Raw genomic sequence first — 12,855 nt, forward strand, 5'->3', positions numbered from 1 at the left:
TGGATTGTGCTAATATTAGTTGAATTTATCAATCGGCTAAATTAAGCTGTTTTGCTAGAATACCAATTCCATTTATAAAACTTTTTGGTTGATAATTAAGCTGTTCTTTCGCTTTTTTGATGATAAATCCTGTTTTTAGGGGTCTTTTTGCCTTTTGTTGGAAGGTGTTGGAGTCAGCCCTGTTGATCTTGGTTTTGTCCAATTTGAAGAAGTCTGCAGTCTGCATAGCCATTTCATAAGGAGTCAAAAGCTCTTCCCCAGAAATATTGAAAATCCCGGTAGCTCTTTGTTCAGCCATCAATAGGCAACCTTCTGCGAGATCTTCTGCCAAAGTAGGAGTCCGAAGTTGATCATCTACTACCTGCAATTCTTTTCCTTGCTCTATTGAGTTTTTTACCCAAAGGACAATATTGGATCTGCTCATGTCGTGGGAAAGGCCGTAAACCAAAACCGTTCTTGCTATGCCCCATTTTAATTTCGAAGCGAAAACCAGGTTTTCTGCCTCTAATTTGGTTTCTCCGTAATAATTGATAGGGTTGGCTTTTGCCTCCTCAGTATATGGGCCTGCTTCACCATCGAAAATGAAATCGGTAGAAACATGGAGCAGGTAAGCGTCAATTTTCTCAGAGGCTGTGATGATGTTTTTAACCGCACTTACGTTTTGCGCATAGCAGGCTTCCTGTTCAGTTTCACATTGGTCCACATTGGTCATGGCGGCACCATGGATAACTATTTCAGGATGATAAGTAGCAAAGACTTTTTCGATGGATACGGGGTCGGTAATGTCCATTGGTTCATAGTCGAAGCCTTGCCAGTCTTTGGGGAGCCTGCAGCCTCCTCTTCCAGTAGCGACTATTTTGAATGAGCCTTTTTCGAGGAGTCTTTTGATCAGCTTTTGACCTAGCAGGCCATTGGCACCTGTGACCAAGACGGTGTCCTGATGATTGTTTTTAGTATTCAAAACCGTAATCTTTCGTGATTTTCTTTTTGCTCATGTTCTCCACTTCAACAGTGATGTAAACCGGATCAATGGGCTGGTCCATTGGATTGGTTTGTTCGGCAGAAATTTTATCCACCACATCCATTCCTTTGATGACCTTGCCAAATACAGTATATCCACCCTCATCTAAATGGGGGGTTCCACCTACGCTCGTATAGGCTTCAATTTGCTTTGGGCTTAATTTTTTATCCAAATTGATATCATAAAAGTCTTCCATGATAACTTTCTTTGAAAGCATCAAATCATTCATTCCTTTGAAATCACCAAAAGCATAAAGTTCAGCATAACGCTTTCCCAAATCTTTGTTGCTCTCCAAACTGATATATTTCATGAACTGTTTTTGTAAACGCCTCATGTCTGTGGTCAATTCTAATTCGGTATATTCCTGGCCCTCGACGATATAGAACTGGCAACCGCTGGATCGCTTTTCTGGATTGATATTATCTCCCTGTCTGGCAGCTGCAATGGCTCCCTTTTCATGAATAAGGTCATCGTTAAATTCTGCGGGGATGGTGTACCATTCATCTTCTGGCAAGCCTTCTTTAGAAAAAACATCGCCCGCTTGAATCATGAAATTGTCGATGATACGGTGGAATTGGGTGGAATCAAACCTTCCAGCTTCTGCCAATTTGATGAAGTTTTCCTTGTGCTTTGGAGTTTGATCATGTAAAATGGCGAAAATGTCTCCATGCCTAGTATGAATTTTGATCAATGCATCCTTGTCAGATGAACAAGAGATCAACAAGGGTAGCAAACAAACTACCCAAAGAAATCTTAATTTCATGATTTACTTTTTAAGGGTGTCTTTTATTTCGGCCAACATTCTGCCGCCGCCTGATTGGATGACTTTTTCAGCCAGTTCCTTGCCTAAGTCTTCTGCTTTTTCAGCGGGACCTGTAATGCTATGCTGAATTCTTTCTTTTCCATCTAGGCTTACGATTCCTCCATTGAGGGTCAGTTGGCCATTGTCATATTCTGCAAGACAAAATACGGGAATGCTACATCCTCCTTCAAGGACTTTCAGATAGCTGCGCTCAGCTTTTAGACGATAGCCTGTTTCCTCGTGATGGGTGGCATTAATGATCAGCTTTCTCAGATCGCTGTCCAATTTTGAAGATGCTTCTACTGCAATACTTCCTTGTCCCACAGCTGGGGTAAATTCATCTAGGGAAAGCTCATGTCGGATCATATCATCATAGCCCATCCTATGAGCGCCTGCATAGGCCAAAAGTAGTGCGTCACAAACACCTGACTCCATTTTTTTTATTCTGGTCTGAAGGTTGCCTCTGACCTCTACGGTTTTGATATGAGGGTAGAAATGTTTTAAAGTGGCCACTCTCCTGGTAGAAGACGTTCCTAAAAGTAGGGGCTTTTCAGGATTGGTATAATCGATGTTTGCATTGTGGCTCAAGATGATATCATTTACCTTTTCTCGCTCAGTAAAGGAAATGAGCTCAAACCCTTCTGGAAGACTTGAAGGCATATCTTTGGCGCTGTGAACGGCAATGTCCACTTCACCAGATGCCAATTGATCCTCCAGTTCTTCAGTAAATACGCCTTTGCTGCCTATTTTTGAAATGGAAACATCCAATATTTTGTCGCCTTTGGTTTCAATGGTGACAATCTCTGTTTGAATTCCTTGGGCTTTTAAAAGGTCTGCTATATGATAAGCTTGAAACAGTGCAAGTTTACTGCCTCTGGTTCCTATTTTGATAGGCTGCATTATTGTTTGATTTTGCTTTTACTAGTTTTTTTATTTGCGGAAGCTTCGATATACTCCACGATTTTTCCCGCTATATTAACTCCCGTGGCCTTTTCTATGCCTTCCAGTCCCGGAGAGCTGTTTACTTCCAAGATTAATGGGCCGCGGGCGGATTGTAACATGTCAACACCAGCTACTGCCAGCCCCAAAGCCTTGGCCGCGGCAAGGGCAGCCCTCCTTTCAGCTGTGGAAAGTTTGATTACGGTAGCTTGTCCACCACGGTGAAGGTTCGATCGGAATTCGCCTTCTTCACCTTGTCTTTTCATGGCGCCTACCACTTTGCCATTGACCACAAAGGCCCTGATATCTGCACCTTTTGCTTCCTTGATAAATTCCTGAACGATAATTCTGGCTTTAAGGCCATGGAATGCTTCAATTACGGATTGTCCTGCCTTTTTGGTTTCTGCCAGCACTACTCCTAATCCTTGGGTGCCCTCCAAAAGTTTGATTATTAGAGGTGCTCCCCCCACTTGGTCTATCAGCTGCTTCTCCCCTCCTTTGGAGAAATTGGTGAAGGCCGTTTTGGGCATGCCCAATCCTTCTCTGGAAAGTATCTGTAAACTCCTTAATTTGTCCCTACTTCTTACAATTGCCTGGGACTCTACCGCTGAGAATGCGCCCATCAGTTCAAACTGGCGGACTACGGCAGTGCCGTAAAAAGTCACAGAAGCTCCTATCCTAGGAATGATGGCTTGAATGTCCCTAAGCTTTTCCCCTTTATAAAATATAGAAGGGCCTTCCTGCTCGATGACCAAGTCACATAATGAATGATCAATGATCAATGCCTCATGTCCAGCATCTTCTATGGCTTCCTTTAGCCTCCTGGTGGAGTAAAGGTTTGGGTTTCTTGAAAGTACGGCTATTCTCATGGCTGTGAAGCTTTATATTTTTTTGATAGGTTGGTTTCATCTACATCTACTATGAACCTTCCTTTTAGCATTTTTCGGCCTAAAAGAATCGCATTACGCATTTTAGACCGGTCTGATAAGGTGAATTCTGTTTCAAATTCCTGATTAAACATCAGCACTTTGGTGGATACCTTGTATCTTAACTCTGCACCTCCAAAGGAGTTTTTTACTTTTTTCTGACTGTATTTTTTAGTTTGGATTAATTTATCGTTATAAAGGCGATGGGTGGGTGCAAGGAGTTTGAATTCCAATACCTTTTTACCATCTATTTCCTTTTCTTCCACCCATTCGCAATGGATGGCATTGGTATATGCTCCAGTGTCCACTTTGGAGGAAATCATGTCCAGCCCCCATTCGGGAAGGCTGATTTTTTCTCTTCTGCCGATAACGAACTTTTTCATTCTTCCTCCTTTTTTCTTAGGACTTTGGCCATGTTAAAAGAAAGATCGGCAAAAAGGATTTTAGCATTTGCATTTCTTTCTAAATGGTAATGGGCTGTGTTCAGCATTTGGTATATGCTGAGGATTTTGTTTTCCGTAAGGGCCTTTAGACTGAAGTTCTCAATGAATTCCCTGTCATTTGGAGCTGTCCTCATCAAGTCTTCCAATTGGCTTCTCTTCAATAAACTTTCCCTTAATATGTTCAGCCCCGTAAGGAAAAGTGCTTTTTGGCCTTCTTTGTCCAAGGTTTGGAAATTGTCAGACCAAGACATGATATTGTTGATATCCAAGGTAAAGCAAAGTCGCATCCAGTCTCGGAATTTGGCGGTGTTTTCATCTACTACCTGATCCGCCAAACGATATGCTTCTCGCATATTGCCATTTGCCAATGGAGCGATCTGCATCCCCGCTTCCTTGGAGCAAAGCCCTTCAGCAATCAGATGTCCTTTGATCTCTTCATCTGTAAATGCCCTTACCAAGACTTTTTGGGTCCTGGAAAGAATAGTGGTAAGCAATTGCTCAGGTTGATTGGCTACCATTAAGAACAGCGTCTTTTCTGGTGGTTCTTCCAATACCTTCAATAGTGCATTGGCAGATGATGTATTCATCAATTCTGGAATCCAAACCAGAATTACCTTATAGCCTCCCTCAAATGATTTAAGGGAAATGGTTTTTATGATTTGCTTCGCTGCAGCCTTTGAAATGTTCAGCTGCTTTTTTTCGAATCCATTATGGTATATCCAATCCTGAAGATTTCCATAGGGTCTTTGAAGTACAAATTCCCTCCAAGGAGCCAAAATGTCAACTTTCTTGCCGTTTCCATCATCATCATCCTTGATAAGGCTTCCTGGGACTGGGAAAGTGAAGCTCAGATCTGGATGAACTAATTTAGCCATTTTTTGGCAGGCGCTGCATGCTCCACAGGCATCATTTTTCCCTGGGTTTTCACAGTTGACATAGGTTGCCAATGCCAAAGCCATTTTTAGATTGGCAGAACCTTCAGGTCCATGAAATAGCAGCGCATGGGCCAAATGATTGTTATTGATGGCCTTAATGAGCTTGTCTTTGGTTTCCTGTAAGCCTGGAATGGATGAAAATAGCATGTTTATTCTTTTCGCTTATACCTTCTTATCCCAAATTCGATAAGCCGTGGTCATGTCAAATATATTCTGGAGCAAAGATTTTTCGGTCTCGTCAAAGCTGAAGCCTCTCCTTTCGATGACTTTACTTGCGGTTTCCTCAAATTTTCTGAATTGGAAAGTAGAAAACCCGGCGGCACCGCCCCAAGCAAATGATGGTACGAAATTTCTTGGAAATCCTGAACCGAAAATATTTGCTCCGACGCCTACTACAGTTCCGGTATTGAACATGGTGTTGATGCCACATTTGGAATGGTCCCCCATCATTAATCCACAAAACTGTAGTCCTGAGTTGGCAAATCCACCTTTGGTATAATCCCAGATTTTGACTGGAGCATAATTATTTTTAAGGTTGGAAATATTGGAATCAGCTCCAAAGTTACACCACTCTCCTATGACAGAATTGCCAATAAATCCATCGTGACCTTTATTACTATAGCCAAAGATGACTGTGTTGGATACTTCTCCTCCTACTTTAGAGTATGGCCCGATAGTATTGTCTCCTCTCATCTTGCCTCCCATATTGACCACAGCGCCCTCACAAAGTGCAAAGGGGCCTCTGATCATGGCACCTTCCTGGACCTGTGCGTTTTTTCCAATATATATAGGTCCATCTTCTGCATTGAGTATGGCCGCACGGATTTGGGCTCCTTCTTCCACAAAGATCATTTCAGGATTGTAAACCCGTGTATGTGGATCGTTTATTCCTACAGAATTTCTGTTGGCAGTGATAAGCAGGAAGTCCTTTCTGAGTTCAAGGCCATTATACTGAAAGATATGCCAATTCCGGTGAATAAGAGTAGTTTCTCCTTTATATTCTATGGCTTCTTCTTTCTCTTTTATTTCATCTATCGAGAAATCGGTAGGTGTTTCTACTATCGCCGCCAAAAGGGTGTTGTCCTTATATAGGGCTTGGCCTTTCTTTAAGGATTTGATGGCAGTAACCAAATCATGGTCTGGACAAAGTCCTCCATTGATAAATAGTTTTGCCCCTTCCTTTTGGGGGAATTTACTTTTTAAATAATCCTGGGTGAAAAAACCAACTTTAGTATTAAGGTGCCTTTCCCACTTTTCACTGATTTTTAAAATACCCACTCGGATTTCAGCCACTGGGCGCGTAAAAGTAAAAGGTAATAGTGAACCCCTATAAGCAGGGTCATCAAATAATGTGATTGCCTCCATGGTACAAAAATAGAAAAGTCTCTTGGAATACAATTTCCAAGAGACTTTTAAAACGCTTTTTTACAGAAAAGTAATGAATTACTTCTTCTTGTATCTTCTGTTGAATTTTTCTACTCGACCCGCAGTGTCCAATAGCATCTTCTTACCAGTGTAGAATGGATGTGAGTTTGAGCTTACTTCTATTTTGTAAACTGGATACTCGTTTCCATCTTCCCAAGTGATCGTCTCGTTAGTTTCGATAGTAGACTTGGTAATGAATTTATATTCACTGGAAGTGTCATAAAAAACAACCTCTCTGTAGTTTGGATGAATGTCTTTTTTCATGGTAATCCCTATTTATATTAAATGTCGCTTTTTCAAATGGAGGCACAAAGTTATCCTTTTTTGTAAAAGCCTCCAAATGTTTATCAATGAATTATTTAACTAGAAGGGGTTCAGCCATCTAATCCGGTGCAAAATTGGGAAAAAAATGCTGGATTAGCCCTATAGGACCAATAAAATTTGAAAGTTTAACCATTGATGATGATTTTAATGGACTTTTGAAAAAGGCTTTTTTATTAGAAAAACCTCGTTTTCATCTAATAATGTTTTAATTTTTGTAGTTGAATAGAAGAATTGTGTAAATAGCTGCCCATGAAAAGATTTTTACTATCCCTAATTGCAAGCATTTTCCTGTTTCCGCTTTGTTTTGCCCAAAGTGCCTATATTGATTTCAATAGGGACTATTATCATTTAATAGACCGTTTTGAAATATTGGGAGGGAATTTTAATTCTTCCTTCCACACCGGCTACAAGCCGTATAGAAGAGATGACGTGGCCAATTTTTTGGGGACAATTGACGGGCAAGAAATGTCTAGGGTGGATGCATTTAATTTGAATTTCCTCAAAAACGATAATTGGGAGTTTATGGAGGAGGAGACAGACTTTTCCAAAAAGCCTCTCTGGAATGCGATATATAAAAAGCCGTCTGATTTTTATTACCATAGAGATAAGGTGGTAGGTGTGCATGTCAATCCAGTTTTATATTTTCGGGGAGGCATGGATTCAGAAGAGGATTTTATGAATTTTAAAAATACCAGAGGTATAGCTATCAGGGGAAGTGTGGACAGAAAGGTGGGCTTTTATACTTATTTGAGTACCAATGAGGTGATTTTTCCTTCTTGGGTAGATGCCTATGCCAAGCATAATGGGGCAGTGCCAGGTGAAGGATTTTGGAAAACCTACGGAGATAATGGTTACAGTTATTTCTCTGCAAGAGGCTATGTGACTGTTCAGGTCAGTAAGCATATTTCAGCCCAGATGGGCCATGATAGAAATTTTATTGGTGAGGGGTACAGGTCCATGGTGCTTTCTGATTTTTCCAATCCCTATATGTTTTTCAAACTAAACACAAGGGTATGGAAACTCCAGTTTACCAATACTTGGGCCCAGTTAAATGCCGATGTTTTTTTGGATGGAATAGGAAGGCCAACAGATGGCAGATATCCTAAGAAGTTCTTTAGTCTACATCGCTTGGGTCTAAATTTGGGTAAGCGATTTAATCTAGGTGTATTTGAATCTGTCATGGCCAATAAGGCTGATTGGACGTACTTTAATCCGATAATATTTTACAGATGGGTAGAACATCAATTGGGGACACCGGATAAGGTGATGCTGGGGACGGATTTTAAATGGAATGTGGCTAATTCCATGCAGTTTTATGGGCAATTTGCTTTGGATGAATTTGTCTTTGGGGAATTTTTTGGTCAGGACGGGAAAAACTCCAGTAGAAATAAGCATGGCTTACAAGTAGGGTATAAATATATCAATGTGTTCAATGTCTCCAATTTGGATTTGCAATTGGAGTATAACCAGGCAAGACCTTATACCTATCAGGAAAAGGAAGAATATCAAGCCTATACCAATTATCGTACTCCCCTTACCCACCCAAGGGGAGCCAATTTTAGGGAGATGATTGGTATTATAAGGTATCAGCCATTACCAAAATTATCCCTTAATTTTACAGGAGTTTATCATTATTATGGGGCAGATCCAGATGAGGAAACCAATATGGGAGGTGATTTGTTGAAAAACAGATTGGAAGGTACTGACGGTTTGGGACTATATGGGCATACCATTGGTCAGGGGGTAGAAAACAAGATGTTTATTGCCAATTTAAGGGCTTCATATATGCTGCGACACAATTTGTTTTTGGATGCAGGACATAGTTATCGAAAGCGCACTGCCCAAGATCTTGATAGTCCTGAGATGACCAATTATTCCCAGCTTTCATTAAGGCTAAACATTGCCCGAGAGGATTTTAATTATTAGATAATGGGGTTTTTCCCTTAATAGATGAAGACCTATTTAAGAATTCTGGCCTATGCCAGACCGTACAGACAATATTTTCCATTTTATATAGTATATGCATTTCTGGCAATCATTTTTGGCTTGCTAAATTTCACCTTGCTCAAGCCATTATTTGATGTGATTTTTGAGCAGGTGGATCCCGTGGAGCTGGAGAAATATGCCATGTTGCCAGATTTCTCTTTTACCATAGATTATTTTATGCATCTGTTCAACCACTATTTTATTCAAGTGGCAGAAATGCATGGTAAATTTGGGACCTTGGTTTATGTGTGCATAATTATCGTGGTTTCGGTATTCCTCTCCAATTTGTTTACTTATTTATCAGGAGTAGTCCTGGCCAAGGTGCGCGCAGACGTGATCAAAAAGATGCGGATGAATGTCTTTGACCAAGTGAGTAGGATGCATATCGGATATTTTTCCAATGAGCGAAAAGGAGACCTAATGTCCAAAATGACCAATGATATCCAAGAAGTCGAAAATAGTGTGGTTCAGTCTTTAAGGGTTGTTTTTAGAGAGCCGGTTACGATTATTTTATATTTTGGAGCCTTGTTTTTTATGTCGGTAAAGCTGACAGTTTTTACCATCCTTATCATTCCGATCTCAGGGGCACTTATTGGTGGAATTACCAAGCGGCTCAAGAAGAAGGCAATTGAAAGTCAAGAGTCATTGGGAAGAATTGTAAATATATTGGATGAAACAATTGGTGGCATGCGTGTGGTGAAGGCTTTTGGCGCTAGGGCCTATGTTTACGATAAGTTTGATGAGGAGACGGGAAAGTATTCTTCCATTAATGTTTCAATGGCGCGCAGGAATGAGCTGGCATCTCCTATGTCCCAGTTTTTGGGGGTTTTTGTTGTGGCAGGTATCCTCCTATATGGAGGCAGCTTGGTTCTTAACAATACCTCTGACTTAAGCGCCAGTGAGTTTTTGGCTTATATTATTTTGTTTACTCAAGTACTTAATCCTGCTAAGGAGATTTCCAGGGCGATGAGCACCATCCAAAGAGGACTGGCATCAGCAGAAAGAATCTTCAAGGTGATAGATACCCCTTCAGAAATTCAAGATCCAGCATCTCCCAAACCTCTTGGCCAATTTACAAAGACAGTTGAATTTGAACATGTTAATTTCGGCTACGAGCAAGAATTGGTGTTAAAGGATATTCATTTTACTTTGGAAAAGGGGAAAACTATTGCTTTGGTAGGGCCTTCTGGCGGAGGCAAATCTACAATTGCTGATTTGTTACCTAGGTTTTATGATCCTCTTAACGGTAGGGTGAAGTTAGATGGTGTGGATATTAAGGATTACAAAATTGCAGACTTGAGAAGTTTAATAGGAATCGTAACCCAAGAGTCCATATTGTTTAATGATACCGTATTTAATAATATAGCTTTTGGTCTGGAAGGTGTTCCAGAAGAGGAAGTGATAGAGGCTGCCAAGATTGCCAATGCGCATGAGTTTATTGCTAAATTGGAGAATGGATATCAGACCAATATTGGTGAACGCGGAAGTAAGTTGTCAGGAGGTCAAAGGCAGAGGCTGAGTATTGCGAGGGCTGTTTTGAAAAACCCACCAATACTGATACTGGACGAAGCTACTTCAGCATTGGACTCAGAGTCGGAACGATTGGTGCAGGAAGCCTTGACCAATTTGATGAGTCATAGGACCACTTTGGTAATTGCTCATAGGTTGAGTACCATCCAGCATGCGGATGAGATTTTGGTGATCCAACAAGGTGAAATAGTAGAAAGAGGAACACATGAGGGGCTGTTAGAGAAGGAAGGATTGTACAAGAAGCTTTCCTCAATGCAGTCAGTTTAGTATATTAGGTAGGAAAACCCAATTTTAAACATATGAAAAAAATAACAAGCATATTTCAGCTTTTGGTAGCGCTATTTTTCGGAGTTGCATTGGTCTTCTTTTTGGCGTTTGATAGTGTAAAGAATGGTTTCAATATTGAGGAACTTACTGCTGGAAAGGTGGTGGCCTGGCTGTTGGTTGGATTTGTGATGTATTTATTGGCTTGGTTGTTTCAAGGGATGTATGCCAACGGGCTCAACAAGAAGATCATGAAGATGGAAACCGAAAATAATAGTTTGAAGGCTAAGCTTTATGATATTGAGCAGGGCAGGAAATCAAGGCTAAGTGATGAGAATATTAATGTTTCAGAGGATGATAAGGATTCATCAGTGATCAAACCTCGGCAAAACATCAAATAGTAGAAAGTAAAACACTAGTATAATAATTAGTATATTAGGAAATCTCGACTGGAGATTTCCTTTTTTGTTATAAGAATACATTATAAATGGTAGCTAAAACTTTTGGAAGCACGGTGTCCGGAGTCGATGCCAAGCTGATTACGATTGAAGTAAATGTAGGTCAGGGAACAAGTTTTTATATGGTCGGACTGCCTGACAGTGCAGTCAAGGAAAGCCAGCAAAGGGTGGAGTCAGCCCTGAAATATTTTGGCTATAGGATGCCCAGGCAAAAGGTAGTTGTCAATTTGGCACCAGCAGATATCCGAAAGGAAGGGTCTGCTTATGATCTTCCCATTGCTATGGGGATATTAAAGGCGTCTGAGCAGGTTGGTTTTCCGGAGTTGGAGCAATATGTCATCATGGGCGAATTATCCCTAGATGGTCAATTGAGGCCAATCAAGGGCGTCTTGCCCATCGCGATAGAGGCTAGAAGATCGGGCTTTAAAGGAGTGATACTTCCAAAAATGAATGCCTCGGAAGCGTCCATAGTCAATAACCTGGATGTAATAGGAGTGGAAACTTTGGAGCAAGCCATTGGTTTTTTGGAAGGGGAATTGGATATAGAACCCTTGGTAACTGATACGCGGGATATTTTTTACCATAGTCTGGAAGATTATGAATTTGATTTCGCAGATGTTCAGGGGCAGGAGAATATTAAAAGAGCCATGGAAATAGCAGCGGCAGGTGGTCATAATGTGGTGATGATAGGTCCTCCAGGTGCGGGCAAAACCATGTTAGCCAAAAGACTGCCTTCTATTTTGCCCCCTTTGACCTTGCAGGAAGCTTTGGAAACTACCAAGATTCATTCTGTTGCTGGAAAACTGGGGAATGAAGCTACTCTTATTGCACAAAGACCTTTTCGTTCTCCTCATCATACCATTAGTGATGTGGCATTGGTAGGTGGAGGAGGGAATCCCCAGCCTGGAGAGATTTCCCTGTCACATAATGGAGTATTGTTTTTAGATGAATTGCCTGAGTTCAAAAGGACTGTGTTAGAGGTAATGCGCCAACCGCTTGAGGAACGCAGGGTAACCATCAGTAGGGCAAGAGTGTCGGTAGATTATCCTGCTAATTTTATGTTGATTGCCAGCATGAATCCATGTCCCTGCGGATACTACAATCATCCAGATAAGGAGTGTGTGTGTGCACCTGGGGTAGTTCAGCGATATTTGAATAAGGTAAGTGGTCCATTATTGGATAGGATTGATCTGCATGTGGAAGTGACGCCTGTCAAATTCGAAGAGATGACCTCAATGAGAAAGGCAGAGGATAGTTCTTCTATCAGGAAAAGGGTAATTGCAGGCAGGGAAATGCAAGTAAAACGGTTTGAAGAACATAAGGATATTTACTGTAATGCCATGATGCCATCACATTTGGTTAAAGAAGTATGTCAAATTAATGAAGGGGGGAAAAAGCTGTTGAAAACTGCTATGGAAAGGTTGGGATTGTCGGCACGCGCTTATGATAGAATTCTAAAAGTAGCGAGAACCATAGCAGATTTGTCAGGAAGTGAACAGATAAGAGTTGAGCATTTGGCCGAGGCTATTCAGTACAGAAGTTTGGATCGTGAAGGATGGGCGGGTTAAAACAAAATTTTTAGTAAGTTTTGAGCTAAATTTGAATAATTATGTAATTAGAAAAGTGATATATTATTTCCGGTATTTGTATTTTGAAAAAGCAGTATTGAAATATTCTTATAAAATTATTGTACTTTAATTATTATTAAGTTTTGCAAATAAGTATGAAATGCTTTTATTTGCAGACAAAGTTGTTGTCACCCTTATTAATACAATCCAACTAATTCAACACACTTTTTCTTT

Annotated in this window: 12 protein-coding genes; 4 read left to right on the forward strand and 8 right to left on the reverse strand. The window is 40.7% G+C overall.

The genetic code is table 11. From position 1 onward, the window contains the following. Window positions 1-28: 28 nt before the first annotated feature. From KMW37_RS13415 to KMW37_RS13450, 8 genes are all read right to left on the reverse strand, one after another. Entirely contained in the window at window positions 29-961 is a 933-nt protein-coding gene (locus KMW37_RS13415; protein ID WP_215225142.1) for an SDR family oxidoreductase, read from the reverse strand. Beyond that, window positions 951-1,784, reverse strand: a complete 834-nt coding sequence (locus tag KMW37_RS13420; RefSeq protein WP_215225143.1) for a peptidylprolyl isomerase — start codon at window positions 1,782-1,784, stop codon at window positions 951-953. The genes KMW37_RS13415 and KMW37_RS13420 overlap by 11 nt, the downstream gene beginning before the upstream one ends. Before the next feature lie 3 nt (window positions 1,785-1,787). Next, window positions 1,788-2,723 (reverse strand): hydroxymethylbilane synthase, encoded by a 936-nt coding sequence (gene hemC, locus KMW37_RS13425; protein WP_215225144.1) that lies wholly within the window; start codon window positions 2,721-2,723, stop codon window positions 1,788-1,790. After that, complete coding sequence (rimK, locus tag KMW37_RS13430; RefSeq protein ID WP_215225145.1) at window positions 2,723-3,631, reverse strand: 30S ribosomal protein S6--L-glutamate ligase; 909 nt, start codon at window positions 3,629-3,631, stop codon at window positions 2,723-2,725. Before rimK ends, hemC begins: the two co-directional genes overlap by 1 nt. Further along, window positions 3,628-4,071 carry an ATP-dependent zinc protease family protein gene (locus KMW37_RS13435; protein WP_215225146.1) on the reverse strand — a complete coding sequence of 148 codons (444 nt, stop codon included), beginning with the start codon at window positions 4,069-4,071 and terminating at the stop codon, window positions 3,628-3,630. The genes rimK and KMW37_RS13435 overlap by 4 nt, the downstream gene beginning before the upstream one ends. Further along, complete coding sequence (locus KMW37_RS13440) at window positions 4,068-5,213, reverse strand: DNA polymerase III subunit (protein WP_215225147.1); 1,146 nt, start codon at window positions 5,211-5,213, stop codon at window positions 4,068-4,070. The genes KMW37_RS13435 and KMW37_RS13440 overlap by 4 nt, the downstream gene beginning before the upstream one ends. A 15-nt stretch (window positions 5,214-5,228) precedes the next feature. Next, window positions 5,229-6,431, reverse strand: a complete 1,203-nt coding sequence (locus KMW37_RS13445) for a GlmU family protein (protein WP_215225148.1) — start codon at window positions 6,429-6,431, stop codon at window positions 5,229-5,231. Between the two features lie 78 nt (window positions 6,432-6,509). Next, window positions 6,510-6,755: a type B 50S ribosomal protein L31 gene (locus KMW37_RS13450; RefSeq protein ID WP_186756068.1), complete on the reverse strand. Its 246-nt coding sequence runs from the start codon at window positions 6,753-6,755 to the stop codon at window positions 6,510-6,512. A 309-nt stretch (window positions 6,756-7,064) separates the two neighbouring features. Between KMW37_RS13450 and KMW37_RS13455 the strand changes: the two genes are divergently transcribed. From KMW37_RS13455 to KMW37_RS13470, 4 genes are all read left to right on the forward strand, one after another. Then, window positions 7,065-8,741, forward strand: coding sequence for a hypothetical protein (locus KMW37_RS13455; RefSeq protein ID WP_215225149.1), 1,677 nt, complete (start codon window positions 7,065-7,067; stop codon window positions 8,739-8,741). A gap of 24 nt (window positions 8,742-8,765) precedes the next feature. Continuing rightward, on the forward strand, window positions 8,766-10,598 hold the full coding sequence (locus KMW37_RS13460) for an ABC transporter ATP-binding protein (protein ID WP_215225150.1): 1,833 nt from the start codon (window positions 8,766-8,768) through the stop codon (window positions 10,596-10,598). A gap of 32 nt (window positions 10,599-10,630) precedes the next feature. Then, window positions 10,631-10,996, forward strand: coding sequence for a hypothetical protein (locus tag KMW37_RS13465; RefSeq protein WP_215225151.1), 366 nt, complete (start codon window positions 10,631-10,633; stop codon window positions 10,994-10,996). An 86-nt stretch (window positions 10,997-11,082) separates the two neighbouring features. Beyond that, a complete protein-coding gene (locus KMW37_RS13470) occupies window positions 11,083-12,621 on the forward strand; it encodes a YifB family Mg chelatase-like AAA ATPase (RefSeq protein ID WP_215225152.1) in 1,539 nt (512 codons plus the stop codon). The last annotated feature ends 234 nt before the right edge of the window (window positions 12,622-12,855 follow it).

Origin of the sequence: Echinicola shivajiensis (assembly GCF_018642165.1) — a bacterium.
Taxonomy (GTDB): Bacteria; Bacteroidota; Bacteroidia; order Cytophagales; family Cyclobacteriaceae; genus Echinicola; species Echinicola shivajiensis.

Bases quoted from the DNA above. Each gene is read 5' to 3' on its own strand.
- KMW37_RS13435 (WP_215225146.1), bottom strand. From the start codon at position 4,071: ATGAAAAAGTTCGTTATCGGCAGAAGAGAAAAAATCAGCCTTCCCGAA.
- hemC (WP_215225144.1), bottom strand. From the start codon at position 2,723: ATGCAGCCTATCAAAATAGGAACCAGAGGCAGTAAACTTGCACTGTTT.
- KMW37_RS13460 (WP_215225150.1), top strand. From the start codon at position 8,766: ATGAAGACCTATTTAAGAATTCTGGCCTATGCCAGACCGTACAGACAA.
- KMW37_RS13470 (WP_215225152.1), top strand. From the start codon at position 11,083: ATGGTAGCTAAAACTTTTGGAAGCACGGTGTCCGGAGTCGATGCCAAG.
- KMW37_RS13450 (WP_186756068.1), bottom strand. From the start codon at position 6,755: ATGAAAAAAGACATTCATCCAAACTACAGAGAGGTTGTTTTTTATGAC.
- KMW37_RS13455 (WP_215225149.1), top strand. From the start codon at position 7,065: ATGAAAAGATTTTTACTATCCCTAATTGCAAGCATTTTCCTGTTTCCG.
- KMW37_RS13420 (WP_215225143.1), bottom strand. From the start codon at position 1,784: ATGAAATTAAGATTTCTTTGGGTAGTTTGTTTGCTACCCTTGTTGATC.
- KMW37_RS13465 (WP_215225151.1), top strand. From the start codon at position 10,631: ATGAAAAAAATAACAAGCATATTTCAGCTTTTGGTAGCGCTATTTTTC.
- rimK (WP_215225145.1), bottom strand. From the start codon at position 3,631: ATGAGAATAGCCGTACTTTCAAGAAACCCAAACCTTTACTCCACCAGG.
- KMW37_RS13440 (WP_215225147.1), bottom strand. From the start codon at position 5,213: ATGCTATTTTCATCCATTCCAGGCTTACAGGAAACCAAAGACAAGCTC.
- KMW37_RS13445 (WP_215225148.1), bottom strand. From the start codon at position 6,431: ATGGAGGCAATCACATTATTTGATGACCCTGCTTATAGGGGTTCACTA.